The organism is Streptomyces sp. NBC_01267, from assembly GCF_036241575.1.
Taxonomy (GTDB): domain Bacteria; phylum Actinomycetota; class Actinomycetes; order Streptomycetales; family Streptomycetaceae; genus Streptomyces.
On the sequence record NZ_CP108455.1, the window covers coordinates 4,506,834 to 4,528,016 of the forward strand.

Consider the following 21,183-nt stretch of genomic DNA (forward strand, 5'->3'; position numbering starts at 1 on the left):
CTGCGCGGGACGTGGCCCACCGGACGGATCGCCGAGCTGACCGGGCTCACCACGGGGTCCGCGACCCGGCTCGTCGACCGGGACATCGCCCTGCTGACCGCACACATGCGGCGGACGGTGGAGCTGGGCGCCGCGCAGATCAGCCGTCTGCGGAGTGGGGAACCGGACTGAAGTCGCGCAGCGCCTCCGCCACGATCGTCTCCAGCCGGTGGTGGTGCGCGCCCCGCCAGTACACCCGCTCGCACGCCGTGCACTGCGCGAAGACGTCGTGCGAGCGCTCCGTACCGCCTTCGATACGGCCGCGCACGCTCTCCTTCGTGGCCGGTACGAGGTCTCCGTTGCACGCGCTGCAGCGGGTCCACGGCGCGAGTACGGGGGCGAACCTGCCGAGCACGTCACGGAGCTGTTCGTCGGGCTGGTCGCTGTAGACGTACGCCCCGGCCCACAGCTCCCGGCGGCGCAGCAGCCCCCGGTCCCGCGACAGCAGGACGCGCTGGTGCCGTGCCGAACAGGTGGCGAGCGCCGGGTCGCCGATGTCCTCGCTGAAGTACTCCGTGTCCACCCCGAGCAGCCGCAACCGCCTTGCCAGGGTGCCGAGATGGACATCCAGCAGGAAGCGGAGCGGGGCGCCGGGCACCTGCTGGGGGCGCTCCACCGCGTACACCTCGACGGTCTCGCCCGCGCGCGGGATGTGTGAGACCGGTACGGTCCGGCCGTCCACGGCCAGGCGGCCCGCCTCGGTGAGCGGGACGCCCATCGACTCGACGACGTGCCCGAGCGTCGACTTGCCGTCGGTGATCACGGCGGTCCGCCCCTGGCGTCGCTCCGACGGGACGAAGAGGTGCAGTTCCGGGGCGAATTCGAGGTGGATCTCGGGTCCGTTCACGCCGTCAGGATGTCACCGGGACGGTGGCCGGGCCAGGGATTTCCGCAGTGAGCCAGGCGACGCGCCGCCCGGTGGGTCGGGCGCCCCCGGCAGGTCGGGTGTGCCGCCCGGCATGTCAGGCGGCGCCCGGCCGGTCCGCCGTACCGGGGACGGCCGCCGCGTTCTCCGTCGCCCAGGCGGCGAAGGTGCGTGCCGGGTGGCCGGTCAGCTCCTCGACGGTGCGGTCGACCGGGGCGGGCAGGTACGCGCTCACTGATTCGCCGCGCAGCCGGGGCTCGGCGATCGGGCTGTCCGCGGGCGCGGGCGCGGGGTCCGTCAGGCCACGGCGCGGAAGTGCGTGGTGATCCCGCCGTCCTCGTCCAGCACATGGAAGGCGACCCCGGGCGGTGGCGTACGACTGGTCAGGGTCTCGCCCTTCTCCCAGGGCAGTCGGAGCGTCGATGTCACGCCGGGCGCGACGAGCAGCGGGCGGCCCGCGAACGCCGTCGCCGCCGGGGTGTGGGCGTGCCCGGTCAGGACGGCCGGGATGTTGCTGCGCCCCGCCAGCACGTCGGCCAGCCGCCCGGCGTTCCGCAGCCGGATCGTGTCGATGTACGGGTGGTGGAGCGGGGTGGGCGGGTGATGGAGGACCGGTACGGCCGGGGTGCCACCGAGCCCGTCGAGCGTACGGGTCAGCCAGTCGAGGGTCTCGTCGTCGAGCAGGCCCGCGTCCTCGCCGGGAATCGTCGAGTCGAGCATCAGGAAGGCGTAACCGGCCGCGTGGTGCAGGCGGTTGACGGCTCCGGGCGCGTCCTCCTCGCCCAGCAGCACCTTGCGGTAGGCCGTGCGCTCGTCGTGGTTCCCCGGGCAGGTGAAGACCGGGGGAGTGAGCGTGGCGAGGAGCGCGGCGGCCTCGGCGTACTCGTCGGGCGCTCCGTGGTCCGCGATGTCGCCGGTGACCAGGACGGCGTCGGGCTGCGTCGTCAGGGAGCGCAGATACTCCACGACCCTGGCCGAGCGTTCCGCCGTCGGGCCGGTCCCGTCGAGATGGAGATCGCTGATCTGGGCGAGAAGCATGGAGGTCCCCTCCGTGGTGTGCGCCGAGCCCCGACGGCCCTAACGGTTGATGTCATTAAAACCATTAGCAGCAGTGGTGGGCAAGGGCGCAGTGGCCTCGGCGTCCGCTCCTGCGGCTGCGGCTACTTGGGCGCGATCCGCCGACGGGTGCGTGCCCTCGGGCGCTTCCGTGCGTTACACCGACCATGAACGTACGTCGAATTCTCACCACTGCCGCCGCCGGATCCGCCCTGCTCGCGGCCTTCGCCCCCGCCGCTCAGGCCGCCGACCTCGGCGGCACGCTCAGCAGTACGGCGCAGACCACAGCAGCCATCGGCGAACAGGCCAAGCCGGTCGCCGAGGGCGTCGTCGGGGACAACGTCGGCAAGAAGGTGCACGCCGTGAAGGGAGCGGTGCAGGCCGGGGGCGACGCCCTGAAGGCCGGGAACGAACTCCTCGGCTGACACACCCTCAGCAGAGCGCGCACGGACCTCCGTGCCGCGCACGACGAACGCCTCGGGGCGGACCTACCTGGTCCGCCCCGAGCCCGTTCCGGCACGGCTCGGCCCGACGCGTACCGAGCGGCACGACGTTGATCGGACCGTGCTGGACGGTGCGCCGCGTACCGGGGGCTCTTCCTGCTCGCCGCAGTGCTGACGGTGCCGCTGACCGTCGCCGCCGGGGTCGGCCGTGCCCGCTACCGGTAGGGCAGGTCCCGCACCGAGCTCAGGGCCACACCAGGCAGTACGCCTGGTGCCCCGCGTCGTGCAGCCGGTGTGAGAAGTCCTGCCATTCGTGCAGCAGTCGGTACGCGTTGTACGCGTCCCGCGGCCCGCCGCGGTCCGGGACCGTCGACCAGATGAAGGCGGCGGCGCCCACCGATTCCTCGCCGACCCCCCGCAGCGGGTCCACGACCGTCATCGGGAGCTTCACCACCGCGTAGTCGGGGTGCAGCACGACCAGTTCCAGCGGAGGCACCTTGCCCAGCGGTATGCCCTGGATGCCGGTGAGGACCATCGCGGCCATCGTCTCCGGCTTTATCTTCGTGAACATGCCGCCCATGCCGAGCTCGTCACCGCCCAGCTCCTCCGGGCGCATGGTGACGGGCACCCGGGCGGCCGTGGCCCCGTCGGGCGCGCCGAAGTACTTGTAGGTCACCCCCACAAGCCCACCACTTCTGCTACCCGTTCTTCCTGCCTGTGCGCGCGCCTCTGCCTCTCGCCGGTGCTTACCCCTCCGGGCAGGCTCGGGACCCAGGTCGTCGGTCCCCTCGCCCAGTCCGCCACCGCGATGCATATCTCCACCCGACCACTCGCAGCCCCCGCCGCGCAACCCGATCATCGTGTCAGAGACCTCCCCCACGGATGTGCTGTGAAACACCTGTCCGCAATACTGTCTGCGCCTCTGACACCATGGCTTGTGTGAGCTATCCGTACGAATACGAAGCCCCAGTTTCGCAGACGCTCTTCGACCGCGCGTCCCATGTGACACCCGGCGGGGTGAACTCGCCTGTTCGCGCCTTCCGTGCCGTGGGCGGTACGCCCCGGTTCATGGTGTCCGGTACGGGCCCCTACCTGACCGACGCCGACGGACGCGAGTACGTCGACCTCGTGTGTTCGTGGGGCCCGATGATCCTCGGGCACTCCCACCCCGAGGTCGTCGCCGCCGTGCAGGCGGCGGTCGCGCGTGGCACCTCCTTCGGTACGCCGGGTGAGGGCGAGGTCGCGCTGGCCGAGGAGATCGTCGCCCGGGTCGAGCCGGTCGAGCAGGTGCGTCTGGTGTCGTCCGGCACCGAGGCGACCATGTCGGCGATCCGTCTCGCCCGCGGTTTCACCGGCCGCGCCAAGGTGGTGAAGTTCGCCGGCTGCTACCACGGGCACGTGGACGCGCTGCTGGCCGCGGCCGGGTCCGGTGTCGCGACCTTCGGGCTCCCGGACACGCCGGGCGTGACGGGTGCGCAGACCGGCGACACGATCGTCCTGCCGTACAACGACCTGGACGCGGTGCGGCAGGCGTTCGCCGCGCACCCCGGTGAGATCGCCTGCGTCATCACCGAGGCCTCGCCCGGGAACATGGGTGTGGTCCCGCCGGTCGAGGGCTTCAACGCCGGACTCAAGGAGCTCTGCTCCGGCAACGGCGCGCTGTACATCTCCGACGAGGTCATGACCGGATTCCGTACCTCGAAGGCCGGCTGGTACGGCGTCGACGGTGTCCGTCCCGACCTGATGACCTTCGGCAAGGTCATGGGCGGCGGCTTCCCGGCCGCGGCGTTCGGTGGCCGCGCCGACGTCATGGCGTACCTGGCGCCCGTCGGACCCGTCTACCAGGCGGGCACCCTCTCCGGTAACCCGGTCGCGACCGCCGCCGGGCTCGCGCAGCTGCGGCTGCTCGACGACGCCGCGTACGCGAAGGTCGACGCGGTCTCCCGGGAGATCCAGGGCCTCGTCTCCGCCGCCCTCACCAAGGAGGGGGTCGCGCACCGGATCCAGTCGGCGAGCAACATGTTCTCCGTGTTCTTCAGCGACAGCGACGTCCGTGACTACGAGGACGCCAAGGCGCAGGAAGCTTTCCGTTTCACCCCCTTCTTCCACTCGATGCTGGCGCAGGGCGTCTATCTGCCGCCGTCGGCCTTCGAGTCCTGGTTCGTTTCGACCACGCACGACGAGCGGGCGGTCGAGCGCATCGCCGCCGCACTTCCCGCCGCCGCCCGAGCCGCCGCCGAGGTGTCCGCATGAGTGACAGCAGTACCAGCAGCCCCAGAGGCATCGGTGACGCCGTGAGCGTCAACAACACGAGCGACGAGATCACCGTGGTCCATCTGATGCGCCACGGCGAGGTGCACAACCCGGACGGCGTGCTCTACGGGCGCCGCCCCGGCTACCACCTCTCCGAGCTGGGCCGGCAGATGGCCGACCGGGTCGCCGAGCACCTCGCGAGCCGTGACATCACCCATGTCGTCGCGTCCCCGCTGGAGCGCGCGCAGGAGACCGCGACCCCGGTCGCCAAGTCCCACGGCCTGGAACTGGCCAGCGATGTGCGGCTCATCGAGGCAGCGAACATCTTCGAGGGCAAGACGTTCGGCGTCGGTGACGGCGCCCTGAGCAGGCCCGCCAACTGGAAGCACCTCACCAACCCGTTCCGTCCCTCCTGGGGCGAGCCGTACGTCGACCAGGTCGTACGGATGATGGGCGCCCTGAACGCCGCGCGCGACGCGGCCCGTGGCCACGAGGCGGTGTGTGTCAGCCACCAGCTGCCCATCTGGACCGTACGGAGCTTCGTGGAGCGGCGGCGGCTCTGGCACGACCCGCGCAAGCGGCAGTGCACGCTCGCCTCGCTGACGACGTTCACGTACCAGGGGGACCGGATTATCTCTGTCGGATACACGGAACCGGCAAGGGACCTGGTGCCGTCCCACCTCCTGTCGGGCGCAAAGCCCGTCAAAGGAAAAGCAAAAGCATATGGTGCTTAGAGTGAAAAAACATATGTATTAGCGGGAACCTCCGTGTTCGTCCTGGCATCTAACCCGTTGCCCGCTTGTATGGGCCGCAAGGCAACGGATTGGATAGGTGGCGCGATGCGCAACATGAGCCGAAGGGGCCTGCTGGGACTGGGGGCCGGGGCCGCGGCGGCAGCGGGACTGGCGGGGTGCAGTTCAGGATCGGGTTCGTCCGGCGGGACCGCCAGGACCGGCCCCGGTGGTAAGGAGAAGGGCAGCACCGGGTCCGGGGCCAGCCCCCGAATGGCCCCACAGCGGCTGATCGGCGACGGCTCGACGGCCGATACCGGCCTTCAGCCGAACCAGCCCGCCAAGCCCGTCCCGCTGGAACCCGGTCAGACCCCGCCGCAGTTCGTGGTCTTCTCCTGGGACGGTGCGGGCGAGGTCGGCAACGGCCTTTTCCCCCGATTCCTGGAACTCGCCAAAGAACACCAGGCGGGGATGACGTTCTTCCTCTCCGGCCTGTATCTGCTGCCGGAGTCGAAGAAGTCCCTCTACCACCCGCCGAACAACCCCGTCGGTGCCTCCGCCATCGGATATCTCACCGACGAGCACATCAAGGCGACGATGAAGTACACCCGGCAGGCCTGGCTCGAAGGCCATGAGATCGGGACCCACTTCAACGGCCATTTCTGTGGCACCACTTCGGGTTCGGTCGGCAACTGGACCCCGGAACAGTGGCAGAGCGAGATCGACCAGGCCGTTTCCTTCGTCACCGAATGGCGGACGAACACCGGCTGGCACGACGAGGACCCGCTGCCTTTCGATTACCGCAAGGAACTCGTCGGCAGCCGTACTCCCTGTCTGCTCGGCCAGGACAATCTGCTCCCGACGGCGAAGAAACTCGGCTGGCGCTACGACGCCAGCTCGCCCGGCGGTATGCAGACCTGGCCGGTCAAGCGCGGCGGACTGTGGGACCTTCCGCTCCAGCAGATCCCGTTCCCGGGGCACACCTTCGAGGTGCTCTCGATGGACTACAACATGCTGGCCAACCAGTCGAAGAATTCGACAAAGGGCATGACGTCGCAGTATCCGTACTGGCGCAAGCAGGCAGCTGCCTCGTATCTCGCGGGGTTCAAGCGGGCGTACGAGACGAACCGCGCGCCGATGTACATCGGCAATCACTTCGAGGAGTGGAACGGCGGCCTCTATATGGACGCCGTCGAGGAAGCGCTGAAGAAGATCGCGGGCCGGCCGGACGTACGGCTGGTCTCCTTCCGGCAGTTCTGCGACTGGCTCGATGTGCAGGACCCGAAGGTGCTCGACAAGCTCCGCACCCTGGAGGTCGGACAGCGCCCGACCGGCGGCTGGAACAGTTTCTTTAAGACTGCCTGACAACGGGCTTTCCGGGCAGTGAGGGGGGTGGCCAAGATCCGGGAATCGGCCATGCGAAACTTTTCACATGGCTCTTACGCGCCCCCATCGCCGTACCACCGCCGTCCGCCGCGCCGCCCAGTTGGGCGCAGCGGTCGTGGTCGGTGCGCTAGCCCTGTCGGCGTGCGGATCCGGGGCGAAGGTGAGCAGTTCGCAGGGTTCCCGGTACGTGACCAGCAGCAGCGGGATCGTCACCGCGTCGAAGAGCAGCCGCGAGTCCGCCCCGGAACTGTCCGGTAAAACCGTCGAAGGCAAGACACTCGATGTGTCGAGCGCCTACCACGGCAAGATCCTCGTGCTGAACGTATGGGGCTCCTGGTGCCCGCCCTGTCGTGCCGAGGCGGTACATCTGGCCAAGGTCTCCAAGGACCTCCAGGCCAAGGGCGTCCAGTTCGTGGGGATCAACACCCGCGATCCCTCCACCGGTCCGGCGAAGGCGTTCGAGAAGGATTTCGACGTTCCGTATCCGAGCCTCTACGACCCGACCGGCAAGCTTCTTCTCCGCTTTCCCGCAGGAAGTCTCAATCCGCAGTCCATTCCCTCCACGATCGTGGTCGACCGCGCGGGGAAGATCGCCGCGCGCAAGTCGGGCGGGGTCGACGAGGACATGCTGCGCAAGATGATCGACCCGCTGATCGCGGAGAAGTGATCCTGTGATCGCTCTCGCCGCGGCGGCGGCCGGCACCGCCCCGAACCCGACCATCGTCAGCGGGGCGTTGCTGCTTGCGCTGCCGCTCGCCGTGCTCGCCGGGCTCGTCTCGTTCTTCTCGCCGTGCGTCCTGCCGCTGGTCCCCGGCTACCTCAGTTACGTCACCGGGGTCAGCGGCACGGATCTGGCAGAGGCCCGGCGCGGCCGGATGGCCGCGGGCGCCTCGCTGTTCGTCGTCGGCTTCACGGCCGTCTTCGTCTCCGGCGGCGCGCTCTTCGGGTACTTCGGGCACCGGCTCCTGGAGCACGAGGCCGTCATCAGCAAGGTCCTGGGCGGACTGATGATCCTGCTCGGGATCTTCTTCATGGGCATGATGCCCTGGTTCACCCAGCGTGAGTTCCGCTTCCACAAGCGGCCGGTGACCGGGCTGGTCGGTGCCCCGCTGCTGGGCGCGCTCTTCGGTATCGGCTGGACGCCGTGCCTGGGGCCGACCCTCGCCTCCGTGCAGGGCCTCGCCTTCGAGCAGGCGACCGCAGGGCGCGGGGCGATACTGACCGTCGCGTACTGCCTCGGTCTCGGCGTGCCGTTCGTGCTCGCCGCAGTGGCCTTCCGTAAGGCCCTCGGTGCCTTCGGCTGGGTGAAGAAGCATTACGTCTGGGTGATGCGCATCGGCGGGATCATGATGATCGTGACCGGGCTGCTGCTGCTCACCGGCGCCTGGGACCGCATCATCCAGGAGATGCAGGTCTGGACGAACGGCTACGCGGTGGGGATCTGAGTTCCATGAGCAAGACGACCGAAACGACGGACCCCGCGAACGACCGCGCCGAGAGCGAAAGCGATCTCGGCGCGGCGGGATCGCAGCTGTCCACCGCTCCCCGGGAGGAGTCGGCGTCCAGCCTCCCCGCCATGGGGGTCGTGGGCTGGATCCGCTGGTTCTGGCGGCAGCTGACCTCGATGCGCGTCGCGCTGCTCCTGCTGCTCCTGCTGTCGCTCGGCGCCATCCCCGGCTCGCTGATCCCGCAGACCAGCATCGACGAGATGAAGGTCGCCGACTTCAAGAAGAAGCACGACCTGATCTCGCCCTTCTACGACAAGCTGGGGCTCTTCCACGTCTACAGCTCGGTGTGGTTCTCCGCGATCTACATCCTGCTGTTCATCTCGCTCATCGGCTGCATCGTGCCGCGCACCTGGCAGTTCGTCGGCCAGCTGCGCAGCCGCCCGCCGGGCGCGCCCAAGCGGCTGACCCGGCTGCCCGTCTACACGACCTGGCGTACGGACTCCGAGCCCGAGGTGGTCCGCGAGGCCGCGCTGGCGATGATGAAGAAGCGCCGCTTCCGCGCGCATATCGCGGGCGATGCGGTCTCCTCCGAGAAGGGCTATCTGCGCGAGACCGGGAACCTCCTCTTCCACATCGCGCTGATCGTGCTCCTGGTGTCCTTCGCGTCCGGGCAGCTGTGGAAGTCCGAGGGCGGCAAGCTGATCGTCCAGGGCGACGGCTTCTCCAACACGCTCACGCAGTACGACGACTTCAAGCCCGGCACGCTCTTCAACCCGGACGACCTGGCGCCGTTCAGCTTCACGCTGGACAAGTTCATCGGGACGTACGAGAAGAACGGGCCCAACCGCGGCACACCTCGCAGGTACGAAGCCCAGGTGACGTACTCCGAGGGCGCGACCGGCAAGGACAAGAAGGGCGTCATCAAGGTCAACGAGCCCCTTGAGGTCGACGGCTCGAAGGTCTACCTGATCTCGCACGGCTACGCCCCGGTCGTCTCCGTCAAGGACGGGCACGGCAAGGAGATCTACCGCGACGCCGTGCCGCTGCTGCCGCTCGACTCCAACGCCACGTCGACCGGTGCCATCAAGGTGATGGACGGGTACCGGAACGCCGCGGGCAAGAAGGAACAGCTCGGCTTCCAGACCATGTTCGTGCCGACGTACGCGGGCAAGGGCAAGGGCACCATGTTCTCCACCTTCCCGGGGCTCGACTTCCCGGTGATGGCGGTGTCCGGCTTCCACGGCGACCTCGGGGTCGACTCGGGACTGCCGCAGAGCGTGTACCAGCTCAACCCGAAGAACATGAAGCAGTACAAGGACAGCAAGGGCAACAAGCTCGCGAAACTCCTGCTGCCCGGCGAGACGATGAAGCTGCCCGGCAGCGAGGGCTCGATCCAGTTCGTCGGGGTCAAGCAGTGGGCCAGCTTCCAGATCTCGCAGCAGCCGGGCACCGACTTCGCGCTCGTCGGCGCGCTGTCGGCCATCGTGGGGCTCGCCGGATCGCTGTTCATCCAGCGCCGCCGTGTGTGGGTGCGTGCCGTACGAGGAGAGGACGGCGTGACCGTCGTCGAGATGGCAGGGCTGGGGCGGAGCGAGTCCGCGAAGCTCCCCGAGGAGCTGGCCGACCTGGCCGCGACGCTCCATTCAGTGGCGCCGTCGGCGCCTGATCCCGCTGCAACCGCAGAGACTCCCGAAGGGGCCGAGAAGTGAATCTCGCCGCCGGAACCAATGAGAACCTGGCGCACATCAGCAATGTGCTCGTCTATTCGTCGATGGCCGTCTACACCCTGGCCTTCTTCGCGCACATCGCGGAGTGGACCTTCGGCGCGCGCAGCAAGGTGGGCCGTACGGCCGCCGCGCTGACATCGACGGTGTCCGCCGCCGCCCCTGCCGTCCAGGTCAAGAAGGCCGGAGGCACCGCCGTACTGGACCGGCCGAAGATCATCACCCGGTCCGCGGCCGGCTCGCGCGACGTGCCGGACGGCCCCGGAGCCTCCGGCGGCACCGAGAAGGGTGACCTGTACGGGCGGGTGGCGGTCTCGCTGACCGTCCTCGGGTTCCTCGTCGAGGCGGGCGGTGTGGTGGCCCGTGCGCTGTCGGTGCAGCGTGCGCCGTGGGGCAACATGTACGAGTTCTCGATCACCTTCTCCTCGGTGGCGGTCGCGGCGTACCTGGTCCTGCTGGTCCTGAAGAAGAACGTCCGCTGGCTGGGCCTGGCCCTGGTCACCACGGTCCTGCTCGACCTCGGCATCGCCACCACGGTGCTCTACACGAGCAGCGACCAGCTGGTCCCCGCGCTCCACTCGTACTGGCTGTACATCCACGTCTCGACGGCGATCATCTGCGGCGCGATGTTCTACATCGGTTTCGTCGGCACCGCGCTCTACCTCTTCCGCGACAGCTTCGAGGCGAAGCTGGCCCGCGGCCAGGAGCCCAGCGCCTTCGCCCGGTCGGTGCTCTCCCGGCTGCCCTCGGCGGCCTCGCTCGACAAGTTCTCGTACCGCATCAACGCCGCGGTCTTCCCGCTCTGGACGTTCACGATCATCGCGGGCGCGATCTGGGCGGGCGACGCCTGGGGCCGCTACTGGGGCTGGGACCCCAAGGAGACCTGGTCGTTCATCACCTGGGTCGTGTACGCCTGCTACCTGCACGCCCGCGCGACGGCCGGCTGGAAGGGCCGCAAGGCCGCCTATCTGGCGCTCTTCGCCTTCGCCTGCTGGATCTGGAACTACTACGGCGTGAACATCTTCATCAGCGGCAAGCACTCCTACGCCGGGGTCTGACCCCGCCGCCTGTTCCACCATCGAAGAGGGCCGGTTTCCCGACACGTGTCGGAGAACCGGCCCTCTTCTGTGCGGAACGGGCCCCGCCGCGCGAGGGTGGTGTCATGACCGAGGCCCTCGCACACGGCACCAGCACCAGCCACGGGAACAGCCACGTCCTGCGGTTCGCCCTGTACCTGCCGCATCCGGCGGCGCGGGTGTGGGGCGCCGTCGCCACCCCCGTGGGGCTCCCCGGCTGGCTCGCCGCGGCCGACGTCTTCGAGTCGCGGCTCGACGGCCGGGTGACGCTGCGCTGGCTCAACGAGCCGACGGTGGCCACCGGGAGCATCACCGCCTGGGACCCGGAGCGGGTCGTGGAGTACACCCTCTCCGTGCACGGCCGGGTCAGATTCCATCTGGAATCGGTGGGCCCCGACGCGACCGTGGTGCGGTTCAGCAACGAGTTCACCGGCGCCCCGGCGCAGCTGCTGGACTCGCTGGCCGGGTGGCACATCCACTTCGAGTTCCTGTACGACGCGCTCGAAGGCAGCCCCAAGGACTGGTCCTCCTGGAACCGGGAGCGCTGGCAGCTGCTGCGCGCCGCCTACGAGCGCGGCGGCACACACTCCTGATTCGGGGGGTTCTTCTTCGGCCAGGCGAGTTCCTTGAAGTGCGGGGTGCCGTCGGCCGCGAGCTCCACGATCGGTACGGCCTTGTCGTACGGGTTCCCGTAGTTGTCCAGGCAGATCCAGCCGCTCGCGCCCTCCACCCGCAGCGGCCCCTGCAGCTTCGACCACTCCCGCCCGACGTCGTCGATGTCCGGCAGGATGCTGCTGCTCGCCCTGGCCTTCCGGATGCCGGTCACCGCGGTCGTCATGCCGTCGTACGCGATGATCGCCTGCCCGTCGGCCAGCGACTTGGCACCGATCGGGCCGATCGGGCCGACCTCCTTGCCCGACGCGGTCGCCACCCACTGGAAGAACTCGGTGTAGTCGGCTGCCGTGCCGCCGGTCTTCGGCGTCGAGGGGTTCCCGGACGTCCACGCGTCGGGGTGGGCGAGCGCCGCGTACTCGACCGTCACCTTGGCCGCGCCCTTGCTCCTCGGCCGCAGCGCGCTCCGGTTGAGCTTGGTGTCGTAGCCGAGGTACGAGCCCTCGTCACCGGTGAGGATGGTGTACGGCTTCTCCTGGCAGCCCCGCTTGCCCAGTTCGTTCACGAACTGCCGCAGCTGGGTGTGGCGCCCGGCGAAGAGGATCGTGTTCACCTGGGTCGAGCAGATCACCTCGGTGTCCTGCTCGAAGGTGTTGGCGGTCGAGCCGTCCTGGGACGGGTTGGCCGGTGAGGTGTACTCGCGGTCCGCGTACGGGGCGCCCTTCATCAGTCCGTCGAAGGCGCTCTTCAGCGTCGAGGTGTAGTGGTCGCCGGGGCGGTTGTCGCGGACCATCAGGGTCTTCCTGGGGTCGACGTCGGCGAAGTTGGCCAGCGCGGCGGCCTCGTCCTGGTTGGTCGGCGAGACCCGGGCGAGCCCTGGGAAGTGGCTGGACTTCGGGCCGTTGGCGATGTCGTCAGCCGTGATGGTGGTGCCGATGACCGGAATGTGATGCTGCGTCAGATCGGTGACGGCGGCGCGGGTCTCGTCACTGCTGGTGGCCACCCCGGAGACGGCCCGCAGATGGTCGGGGGCGCCGGTCATGCCCTCCAGCTTCTTCACGGCGCCGGGCCAGAGCGCGCTCCCGACACCGGTGTTGGCCAGCACGAGCCTGATCTTCGGCACCAGACCGTTGGAGCCGTGGTTGGCGCGGTACTGCTCGACGAAGGCGCCCTGTGTCTCGTGCAGCACCTTGTTCGCCATGTCCCGGTCCGTGGAGGTGAGCGGCAGCAGCAGGGCGACCGTGGCGTACTCGCCCTTCTTCAGGGTCCGGTTCTCCCGGGCGATGGCCTGTGCCACGTCGTGCAGCGCGGGTCTCCCGAAGTCGTAGCCGTCGCCGTTGACGCCGATGCACTCCGCGCCCTTCTCGGGGCGGTCGACGCCCGTGGCGCAGTGCAGATCAGGGGTGTAGATCGCGTATGCGGCGATGCCCGCCCCGGCGAGCAGCGCCAGGACGACCGTCGAGGTCAGGATGCGCCGCAGGCCGGTGAACCAGAAGAATTCGCGGAAACGATTGCTCACAGCGCGTTGCCCCCCAGGTCGCTTGCTGAACGGTCCAGGCCCCGCCACTCCCGGACGGCCGTCGGCCAGTTCCTGGAGGCGTGCCAGAGCACCTCGTTGCCGGTGGGGTGCAGCCCCGAGAGCTGCCCCAGTTCGTCCCCCATCTTCTCGGCGAGACCCTCGTCCGGCAGCGCCAGGAGATCCGTCAACTGCCAGACGCAGTACAGCAGTCGGCGTATGCGCAGATGGAAGATCCGGTCGATGCCGTCGGGTGTCACCTGCTCCGCGTCGGTCCGGCCGAGGGCCACCGCGCGCCGGTCGTCGTGGTCCGCGAAGTACGGGGCGGACGCGATGAAACGCAGCTCGTCGAGCCAGTCGGCGGCGGACGAGACACCGAACGTGTCGCGCAGATACGTCACCGCGTTCTCGGTGCGGCCCAGCGCCAGCTCGTGGTGGAGACGGCGCGGCGCTGTCTCCGCGCAGAGGTCGCGCATCGTCTCCTGCACCTCACGCCAGCGCTCGGAGGTGGTGGACGCCTCGCCGTCCGGGTGGCGCAGCCGGTGCAACAGCAGGGTGCGCAGGAACGGGTCGCCGATGAAGTGGTCCGGTGCGACGGGCCAGTACTCCCCGGTCAGCAGGTCGCGCATCGGCAGCACGCCCGCCCGGCCGCCGTCGTGGTCCAGCCGGGCGGCGGCCAGCTGCTCGGCGTCCGCCGTGCCGTGCGCGGCGGCCAGTACCGCGAGCCGGTCGAGCCTCGCGGGATCCACCAGCTGCTGGAGCAGTTCGGTCACGGTCGGGCGGCCCGGCTCGTCCTCACGCAGCAGCACCGGACGCGAGAGCAGTGAACCGGGGGTCAGATGCTCGGGGCCCTCGGCGACCGGAACCGTCGGACCCGCCAGCTGGACCGCCTGTCCCGCCGCCTTCGTCAGCAGGGCGACGCCGAGCGGCCGGCCGCCGGTCAGCCGGTGCACGGAGCGGGCGAGCAGCGGCGGAGTACGCATCGCCGGGTCCTCCCGGCCGAGCATCTGCCGTACGTGCTCGGGCCCCAGCGCCGTCAGCTCCACGACGAGCGCGCCCGACGCGACCTCGGTGCCCCGGGTCCACGGTGTGGTGTGCGTGACCTGGGGGAGGGCGCAGCGCTCGGCGGAGCGCAGCGCCGGATGGTCGTACCCGCGCAGCGCCGCGATGAAGACGACCTGGTCGGGGCGGCCCGCGGCGCGGTCGCGCAGTACCGGCTCAAGGAGTCGGCGGCCCAGCGGTGCCTGGACGTTGTCGAGCAGCACCAGCGGCCTGCCGACCCGGCGCAGCCGCCCCATGCCCTGGTACGCGGCCCGCAGATCGGCGCGCAGGGCGCCGACGAGATGGCGCTCGGCGAGCGCCCGTGCGTCACTGTCGCGTTCCCGGTGGAACTGGAGCGCCATCAGGTTCAGGCCGCGCTTCGCCTGGCCGCCCGCGCCGGGGTACTGCCCGTACCAGTTGGCGGCGGCGCGCTGCCCGCGGTCGAAGAGGTCCTCGAGCAGCGATTCGACGGTGGTCTCGACGATGACGTCCAGGCCGGGCGGCGCGCCCGTCCACAGCGCGGCGAACTTCGCCGTGATCTTGACCAGCCAGCCACGGCTCAGGCTCTTGAGCCGGGAACCCGACTCGACGAGCATGCCGAGCCGCAGCGCCTCGTCGTGGACCTGCTGGCGGTTGTTCGGGTCCCAGCCGGTGGACGCGATGGCCATCAACCCGGCCGCCAGGCGCGGGAATTCGACTGCTCCGGCGCCGCGCACGGCGGGCCCGAGCTGTTCCCCGAGCACCGAGAGCGCCTCGGTGACGGGCGACCAGAAGGGCGCGCGCGGATGGCTGGACGGGATCGCCGCGAAGTCCGGGTGCTCGCAGTCGATCAGCGCGACGGGCGTACGGCCGCGGTAGTTGGTGCGGAGCTGTTTGAGTACGACGGTCTTGCCCATGCCGCGACCGCCGGTGAGCACGGCCACCGGCAGGTCGTCCCGCCCGCCCGCGAACGCCTCGGTGGGTGTCTGCTGGTAGCCCTCGGGCGGCAGGCCGATGAGGCGTGGCGCGAGGCCGTGGAGGAGCGCGTCCCGTCCGTACAGCTCTCTGTCCACAGCACCTCCCGTGCCGGTCGGCGCAGCTGTCACTGCGCCAACATCAGCTTATATACGGGAGGTTGGTAGGGGTAAAGGTTTCACGCCGCGGCTGAAAGACACCTTTGGCCGTCGGGTGGGCGTACCGGGACATCCCTCACGCATCGCCGGTCGTACGGCCGGTCGCCGTGTCGTTCGCGGGGCCGTTCGCGGGGCCGTTCGCGGGGCCGTTCGTGTCGCTGTTCGCGTCGTCGTTCGTGCCGTCCGGCTCGTCCCCGATGTCCTCGTTCCAGAGCGCCGGATGCCGGGTGACGAAGTCCCGCATCAGCTCCACGCACCCGGCGTCGTCGAGCACCACGACCTCCACCCCGTGCCGGGCCAGCCAGTCGTGGCCCCCGTGGAAGGTGACCGCCTCCCCGACCACCAGCCGGGAGATCCCGAACTGCCGGACCAGGCCGCTGCAGTACCAGCACGGGGAGAGCGTGGTGACCATGGTCGTGCCCCGGTACGACCGCTGCCGTCCGGCCGCGCGGAAGGCGTTCGTCTCCGCGTGCATCGAAGGATCGCCGTCCTGGACACGGCGGTTGTGCCCGTGGCCGAGCAGCTCGCCGTCCGCCCCGTACAGCGCGGCGCCGATCGGGATGCCGCCCTCCGCCAGCCCGGCCCGCGCCTCCGCGACCGCCGTGGCCAGCCACTCCTGTGCCTGGGTGAGTTCCATCCCCCGATCCTCCCAGGGGCCCGCCCGCCGGAGGCTCAGGCGGGCGGCCTCAAGGAAACAGGCGGGCGGCCTCAAGGAGGGCGGAGACTCAGCTCGCTTCGTCGCCGCTCTCGCGCCGCCGCAGTTCGTCCTCACGGCGGCGCAGGTCCGCCTCCCAGTCCTTGAGCAGCGACTCGTCCTTCTTGTTCTCTTCCGTCAAGGACTTCAGGAACTCGGGATTGTCGTCGGGGGCCGTCCACGTCGTCCGCTGGTTGCGGTGCCACTCGGCGGGGGTCGAACCCGCGCCGGGGCCACGCCGCTGCTTGCCCGCGACGATCCAGGCGATCGGGCCGACGAGCACTTCACCGAAGAGCAGGATGATGATGACCCAGATGACCTTCGGCAGGCCGCGGACCTCTTCCTCCGGCGTGTTCAGGCAGTCGATGAAGGCGTAGATCCACAGCGCCAGGACCAGCAGGAACGGCAGATACCTGAGCATGGTCGAACGTTCCCCCCAGGGAATGGTGACGGGACGTTCCGTACATCCCGATGACGGCCACAGGGTAACGGTCGGGCGCCCTCGGCCGCGCCGGTCGAAGGCTCCCGGCAGGCTTCGCCACGGAGGATGACAGACTGGACCGCATGGCTTATGACGATCTTCGCTCGCTGCTCAGGGCGCTGGAGCGCGATGGCGACCTCAAGCGCATCAAGGCCGAGGTCGACCCCTACCTGGAGGTCGGGGAGATCGTCGACCGCGTCAACAAGGCGGGCGGTCCCGCGCTGCTCTTCGAGAACGTCAAGGGCGCGTCCATGCCCCTGGCGATGAACGTCTTCGGTACCGACCGCCGCCTGCTCAAGGCGCTCGGCCTGAAGTCGTACGACGAGATCAGCGGCCGGATCGGCGGACTGCTCAAGCCCGAGCTGCCGCACGGTTTCGTCGGCGTACGGGAAGCCTTCGGCAAGCTCGGCTCGATGGTCCACGTACCGCCGAAGAAGGTGAAGTCCGAGGCCGCCCCCGTGCAGGAAGTGGTCCTGACCGGTGACGACGTGGACCTGGACCAGCTCCCCGCGCTCTTCACCTGGCCCGAGGACGGCGGCTCCTTCTTCAACCTGGGGCTGACCCACACCAAGCACCCCGAGACGGGCATCCGCAACCTCGGCCTCTACCGGCTCCAGCGCCACGACAAGCGCACCATCGGGATGCACTGGCAGATCCACAAGGACAGCCGCAACCACTACGCGGTGGCCGCCAGGAAGGGCGAGCGGCTGCCCGTCGCGATCGCCTTCGGTGCGCCGCCCGCGGTGACGTACGCCTCCACGGCCCCGCTGCCCGAGGACATCGACGAGTACCTCTTCGCCGGGTTCGTGCAGGGCAAGCGGATCGAGATGGTCGACTGCAAGACGGTCCCGCTCCAGGTCCCGGCGCACGCCGAGGTCGTCATCGAGGGGTGGCTGGAGCCCGGCGAGATGCTGCCCGAGGGTCCCTTCGGCGACCACACCGGCTTCTACACCCCGCAGGAACCGTTCCCCGCGCTGACCATCGACTGCGTCACGATGCGCAAGCGTCCGCTGCTGCAGTCGATCGTCGTCGGCCGCCCGCCGACCGAGGACGGGCCGCTGGGCCGCGCCACCGAGCGCTTCTTCCTGCCGCTGCTCAAGATCATCATTCCGGACATCGTGGACTACCACCTCCCCGAGTCGGGCGGCTTCCACAACTGCGCGATCGTCTCGATCGACAAGAAGTACCCGAAGCACGCGCAGAAGGTCATGCACGCGGTCTGGGGCGCCCACATGATGTCGCTGACCAAGCTGATCGTCGTGGTGGACGCCGACTGCGATGTGCACGATCTGCACGAGGTGTCCTGGCGGGCCCTCGGCAATACAGACTACGCACGCGACCTGACCGTCGTCGAAGGTCCGGTCGACCACCTCGACCACGCCTCCTACCAGCAGTTCTGGGGCGGCAAGGCGGGGATCGACGCAACCAGGAAGTGGCCCGAGGAGGGCTACACGCGGGACGGCGGCTGGCCCGAGATGGTCGAGTCGGACCCGCAGACGGCGGCGAAGGTCGACCGCCGTTGGAAGGAGTACGGGCTTTCGTGAGCGCCGATTCAGCAACCCGGGACCTCTTCGGGCCCGAGCCCGCGCCGCCGGGCCGGGTGAAAGCTTTCCTCAGGCTGGTGATGATCGAGCACTCGGTCTTCGCGCTGCCCTTCGCGTACATCGCCGCGCTGACCGCGATGTTCCAGCTCGACCGCAGCATCCACTGGGGACGGCTGGTCCTGGTCACGGTCGCGATGGTCGGGCTGCGGACGTTCGCGATGGCCTGCAACCGCATCATCGACCGCGAGATCGACGCCCGGAACCCGCGCACCGCCACCCGTGAACTGGTCACCGGCGCGGTCTCGGTGAAGTCGGCCTGGACCGGGGCGCTCGCCGCGGTCGTCGTCTTCCTCGGCGCGGCGGCGGCGCTGAACCCGCTCTGTCTGGCGCTGGCGCCGCTCGCGGTCGTGCCGATGGTGGTCTATCCGTACGGCAAGCGGTTCACCAACTTCCCGCACGCCATCCTCGGCCTCGCCCAGGCGATCGGCCCGGTCGGGGCCTGGCTGGCGATCACCGGGGAGTGGTCCTGGGACGCGGTGATCCTCGGTCTCGCGGTCGGCGTGTGGATCGGCGGCTTCGACCTGATCTTCGGCTGCCAGGACGTGCAGGCGGACCGGGCGCACGGCGTGAAGTCGGTGCCGGCCCGCTTCGGTATCCCGGCCGCGCTGTACGGCGCGCGCGGCTGCCACGTCGTGACGACGGGCCTGCTGGTCTGGTTCGCGGTGGCGACGCACGCCGGGGCGTTCTTCTGGATCGGGCTGGCGATCGTCGCGGTGGCGTTCGTCTACGAGCACACGGTGGTCAAGCCGCACGACCTGTCCCGGCTGAACCGGGCGTTCTTCAGCGTCAACGGATTCATCGGCATCGCACTGTTCGTGTGCGCGCTGCTGGACCTGCTGGTGCGCGGCCTGACCGTCTGAGGTGCCGACCGGCCGAGGCGCCCAGCCGTCCGTGGCGCCGACCGGCCGAGGCGCCCAGCCGTCCGGGGGGCCCGGCCGTCCGCGGCGGCGTACGCCGGGTGCGCGGCTTCACTGGAGGAGCGGGGCGGGGGCGGGCTCCGTGGCCCGGCGGCGGAACACGAACGCCGCCGCCACCCCCGCGGCCAGCCCGAACAGATGCCCCTGCCAGCTGACCCCGGTGTTCCCCGGGGAGATGCCCAGCAGTATCGAGGAACCCCAGACCGCGCCGACCAACAGCCCGGCGCCGATGTCCAGGATCCGGCGGTCCACGAAGCCGCGGACCAGCAGATAGCCGAACAGCCCGAAGACCAGCCCGGACGCGCCCGCGGTGTTGGTGTGCGCGGGCGCGACCAGCCAGACACCGAGCCCGTCGACCACGACGATCAGCGCGGCCACCGCGGCGAATCTGCGGATACCGCTCAGCGCGGCCAGGAACCCGAAGACCAGCAGCGGCACACTGTTCGACGCGACATGGGCGAACCCGAAGTGGATGAAGGCGGAGGGCACCACATCGCGCAGCTCACCGAGCTGACGCGGTTCGACCCCGAACGTGTCCAGCGCGTGCCCCGTCGACACGTCGATCACTTCGAGCACCCAGAGCAGGGCCACCCACCCGGCCATCAGCTTGGCCGCGGCTCTGACCCGGTCGCCGGTGCCCCACGCGAGCCGATCCGGCGTCGCGGCCATCGCGGACCCCCACTCCTCGTTCCCTTGCGGGGATCCCTTGTCCCCGTGCCGGGAACGTCCGGGGCACCCTGCTGAGTTCCGGTTCGGGGCCCCACTCGGTTCGGTTCCCGGGCCGCACCCGGTTCCGGATCCGGGCCGCCGGATAGGCTCGGACCCGTGGAGCAGGTGAACGTACACAGTCAGCAGCAGCGTCGGCCCTGGGTCGTCGGAATCTCCGGGGCGTCCGGTACGCCGTACGCGGCAGCCGTGCTGCGCGGGCTGCTGGACGCGGGTGAGGACGTCGACCTGGTGGTCAGCCGCGCCTCCCGGCTGACGCTGCTCGACGAGACGGGGATCGCGTTCCGGGACGCGCACTGGCAGCAGGACCTGGGCACCTGGCTGTCCAGGGGCGCCGACGGCAAGCCGGGCACCTTCGCGGTGGACGCGGTGGGGATGGCGGACGCCGGGCGGGTACGGCACTGGGCCGCCGGGGATCTGGCCGCCGGGCCGTCCTCCGGTTCGTACCCGGTCAAGGGGATGCTCGTCGTCCCCGCGTCCACCGCCTGTGTGGCCGGGGTAGCGCTGGGGCTCTCGAAGGACCTGCTCCAGCGGGCGGCGAGCGTGACCCTCAAGGAGCGGCGCCGACTGGTCGTCGCGGTGCGGGAGACCCCGCTCAACGGTCAGACGCTGAAGCACCTGGTGGCCCTGGACGAGGCGGGCGCCGTGGTGCTGCCCGCCTCACCCGCGTTCTACGCCGGGGCGACGCACATCCAGGACCTGGTGGACTTCGTGGCCGGCCGGGTGCTGGACGCGGCCGGGGTGCCGCACCGGCTGTACCGCCGCTGGGAGGGAGAGCTCGGAGGCTCCCGCACACAGGATCCGTCACAGGGCCCCGCCTGAGGGGACCCCGGTAGCCGCGGCCGTGATTCGCAGGGTATTTTCCCTGCAAGCCTAAGATTTCAGAAGCAAGCTCGCCATATTCCTGAACAATGGAAGGCTCCAACGGTATGGACGCGGTGGACAGGCAGCTCATCCAGGCACTGCGGGAGAACGGCAGGGCCTCCTACGCCGAGCTCGGCCGGCTCGTCGGACTCTCCGGCCCCAGCGTCACCGACCGCATCAACCGTCTTGAGGCCGCCGGAGTCATCACCGGTTACCGCGCCACCGTCGACGCCAAGTCGCTCGGGCTCGGGGTGACCGCCCTGATCGGCATCTCGCTCTCGGACGCGGCCGACCACGAGGACGTCGCGCACCGCCTGAAGGACCTCGCCGAGATCGAGGACGCCTGGTTCATCGCCGGTGACGACTCGTACATGCTCAAGGTCCGGGTCGACGACGTGGACGGTCTGGAGCGGACCATCCGCAGGCTGAGCGGCACCCGGGGCGTCTCCAGGACGCGTACCACGATCGTGCTCTCCACCAAGTGGGAGAACCGGGTCGGCGAGCTCCCCGAGCAGAGCTGACCCGGACGGCCCTGCCGGCCCGGACTGCCGTGCGGGTCCCGCCGCCGGAAACCGGAAAGGCGGGGGAGTACGGT

General features: G+C 69.8%; 21 protein-coding genes and 1 pseudogene. 13 read left to right on the forward strand and 9 right to left on the reverse strand.

Going from position 1 to position 21,183, the window contains the following annotated elements; genetic code table 11:
- Window positions 1-139 precede the first annotated feature (139 nt).
- The 3 genes from OG709_RS20720 to OG709_RS20730 all read right to left on the reverse strand — a co-directional run bounded on the left by OG709_RS20720 (window position 140) and on the right by OG709_RS20730 (window position 1,942).
- Window positions 140-886 (reverse strand): Mut7-C ubiquitin/RNAse domain-containing protein, encoded by a 747-nt coding sequence (locus OG709_RS20720; RefSeq protein WP_250298942.1) that lies wholly within the window; start codon window positions 884-886, stop codon window positions 140-142.
- Window positions 887-1,001: 115 nt separating this feature from the next.
- Window positions 1,002-1,139 carry a hypothetical protein gene (locus OG709_RS20725; RefSeq protein ID WP_329167369.1) on the reverse strand — a complete coding sequence of 46 codons (138 nt, stop codon included), beginning with the start codon at window positions 1,137-1,139 and terminating at the stop codon, window positions 1,002-1,004.
- Between the two features lie 62 nt (window positions 1,140-1,201).
- On the reverse strand, window positions 1,202-1,942 hold the full coding sequence (locus tag OG709_RS20730) for a metallophosphoesterase (protein ID WP_329167371.1): 741 nt from the start codon (window positions 1,940-1,942) through the stop codon (window positions 1,202-1,204).
- 185 nt (window positions 1,943-2,127) lie between these two features.
- Here OG709_RS20730 and OG709_RS20735 point away from each other — a divergent pair, with 185 nt between their 5' ends.
- Window positions 2,128-2,385, forward strand: coding sequence for a hypothetical protein (locus OG709_RS20735; protein WP_250298945.1), 258 nt, complete (start codon window positions 2,128-2,130; stop codon window positions 2,383-2,385).
- Between the two features lie 262 nt (window positions 2,386-2,647).
- Here OG709_RS20735 and OG709_RS20740 read toward each other — a convergent pair whose 3' ends face one another.
- The gene (locus OG709_RS20740; protein WP_250298985.1) at window positions 2,648-3,217 is read right to left on the reverse strand and encodes a hypothetical protein; all 570 of its coding nucleotides are present in this window, start codon (window positions 3,215-3,217) and stop codon (window positions 2,648-2,650) included.
- A gap of 116 nt (window positions 3,218-3,333) precedes the next feature.
- Here OG709_RS20740 and hemL point away from each other — a divergent pair, with 116 nt between their 5' ends.
- The 8 genes from hemL (at window position 3,334) to OG709_RS20780 (ending at window position 11,614) form a co-directional block, all read left to right on the forward strand.
- On the forward strand, window positions 3,334-4,656 hold the full coding sequence (hemL, locus tag OG709_RS20745) for a glutamate-1-semialdehyde 2,1-aminomutase (RefSeq protein ID WP_250298986.1): 1,323 nt from the start codon (window positions 3,334-3,336) through the stop codon (window positions 4,654-4,656).
- Window positions 4,653-5,390 (forward strand): histidine phosphatase family protein, encoded by a 738-nt coding sequence (locus OG709_RS20750; RefSeq protein WP_250298988.1) that lies wholly within the window; start codon window positions 4,653-4,655, stop codon window positions 5,388-5,390. Before hemL ends, OG709_RS20750 begins: the two co-directional genes overlap by 4 nt.
- Before the next feature lie 105 nt (window positions 5,391-5,495).
- Window positions 5,496-6,752: a hypothetical protein gene (locus tag OG709_RS20755; protein WP_250298989.1), complete on the forward strand. Its 1,257-nt coding sequence runs from the start codon at window positions 5,496-5,498 to the stop codon at window positions 6,750-6,752.
- A gap of 67 nt (window positions 6,753-6,819) precedes the next feature.
- Window positions 6,820-7,440: a TlpA family protein disulfide reductase gene (locus OG709_RS20760; protein ID WP_250298991.1), complete on the forward strand. Its 621-nt coding sequence runs from the start codon at window positions 6,820-6,822 to the stop codon at window positions 7,438-7,440.
- A 4-nt stretch (window positions 7,441-7,444) separates the two neighbouring features.
- Window positions 7,445-8,218: a cytochrome c biogenesis CcdA family protein gene (locus tag OG709_RS20765; protein WP_374211221.1), complete on the forward strand. Its 774-nt coding sequence runs from the start codon at window positions 7,445-7,447 to the stop codon at window positions 8,216-8,218.
- A 5-nt stretch (window positions 8,219-8,223) separates the two neighbouring features.
- Window positions 8,224-9,930 (forward strand): cytochrome c biogenesis protein ResB, encoded by a 1,707-nt coding sequence (resB, locus tag OG709_RS20770; protein ID WP_250298992.1) that lies wholly within the window; start codon window positions 8,224-8,226, stop codon window positions 9,928-9,930.
- Window positions 9,927-11,003, forward strand: coding sequence for a c-type cytochrome biogenesis protein CcsB (gene ccsB / locus OG709_RS20775; protein ID WP_250298995.1), 1,077 nt, complete (start codon window positions 9,927-9,929; stop codon window positions 11,001-11,003). Before resB ends, ccsB begins: the two co-directional genes overlap by 4 nt.
- Window positions 11,004-11,107: 104 nt before the next feature.
- Window positions 11,108-11,614, forward strand: a complete 507-nt coding sequence (locus tag OG709_RS20780) for an SRPBCC domain-containing protein (protein WP_250298998.1) — start codon at window positions 11,108-11,110, stop codon at window positions 11,612-11,614.
- Here OG709_RS20780 and OG709_RS20785 read toward each other — a convergent pair.
- The 4 genes and pseudogenes from OG709_RS20785 to OG709_RS20800 form a co-directional block, all read right to left on the reverse strand.
- Window positions 11,587-13,152: a hypothetical protein gene (locus OG709_RS20785; protein ID WP_250299000.1), complete on the reverse strand. Its 1,566-nt coding sequence runs from the start codon at window positions 13,150-13,152 to the stop codon at window positions 11,587-11,589. The two genes, OG709_RS20780 and OG709_RS20785, sit on opposite strands and share 28 nt — an antisense overlap.
- The gene (locus OG709_RS20790) at window positions 13,149-15,242 is read right to left on the reverse strand and encodes a hypothetical protein (RefSeq protein ID WP_329167379.1); all 2,094 of its coding nucleotides are present in this window, start codon (window positions 15,240-15,242) and stop codon (window positions 13,149-13,151) included. Before OG709_RS20790 ends, OG709_RS20785 begins: the two co-directional genes overlap by 4 nt.
- Window positions 15,243-15,492: 250 nt before the next feature.
- Window positions 15,493-15,939, reverse strand: a pseudogene (locus OG709_RS20795) (nucleoside deaminase); the annotation flags it as partial.
- An 88-nt stretch (window positions 15,940-16,027) separates the two neighbouring features.
- Complete coding sequence (locus tag OG709_RS20800) at window positions 16,028-16,417, reverse strand: PLD nuclease N-terminal domain-containing protein (RefSeq protein ID WP_250299003.1); 390 nt, start codon at window positions 16,415-16,417, stop codon at window positions 16,028-16,030.
- Window positions 16,418-16,560: 143 nt separating this feature from the next.
- Here OG709_RS20800 and OG709_RS20805 point away from each other — a divergent pair, with 143 nt between their 5' ends.
- Together OG709_RS20805 and mqnP are read left to right on the forward strand one after the other, a co-directional pair.
- A complete protein-coding gene (locus tag OG709_RS20805) occupies window positions 16,561-18,021 on the forward strand; it encodes a menaquinone biosynthesis decarboxylase (RefSeq protein WP_250299005.1) in 1,461 nt (486 codons plus the stop codon).
- Window positions 18,018-18,941, forward strand: coding sequence for a menaquinone biosynthesis prenyltransferase MqnP (mqnP, locus tag OG709_RS20810; protein WP_266641477.1), 924 nt, complete (start codon window positions 18,018-18,020; stop codon window positions 18,939-18,941). Before OG709_RS20805 ends, mqnP begins: the two co-directional genes overlap by 4 nt.
- A 108-nt stretch (window positions 18,942-19,049) precedes the next feature.
- Here mqnP and OG709_RS20815 read toward each other — a convergent pair whose 3' ends face one another.
- The gene (locus tag OG709_RS20815; RefSeq protein WP_326694273.1) at window positions 19,050-19,667 is read right to left on the reverse strand and encodes a rhomboid family intramembrane serine protease; all 618 of its coding nucleotides are present in this window, start codon (window positions 19,665-19,667) and stop codon (window positions 19,050-19,052) included.
- A 165-nt stretch (window positions 19,668-19,832) separates the two neighbouring features.
- Between OG709_RS20815 and OG709_RS20820 the strand changes: the two genes are divergently transcribed.
- Window positions 19,833-20,546, forward strand: coding sequence for a UbiX family flavin prenyltransferase (locus OG709_RS20820; RefSeq protein WP_250299557.1), 714 nt, complete (start codon window positions 19,833-19,835; stop codon window positions 20,544-20,546).
- Window positions 20,547-20,653: 107 nt separating this feature from the next.
- On the forward strand, window positions 20,654-21,109 hold the full coding sequence (locus OG709_RS20825) for an Lrp/AsnC family transcriptional regulator (protein ID WP_250299558.1): 456 nt from the start codon (window positions 20,654-20,656) through the stop codon (window positions 21,107-21,109).
- Window positions 21,110-21,183: the final 74 nt, after the last annotated feature.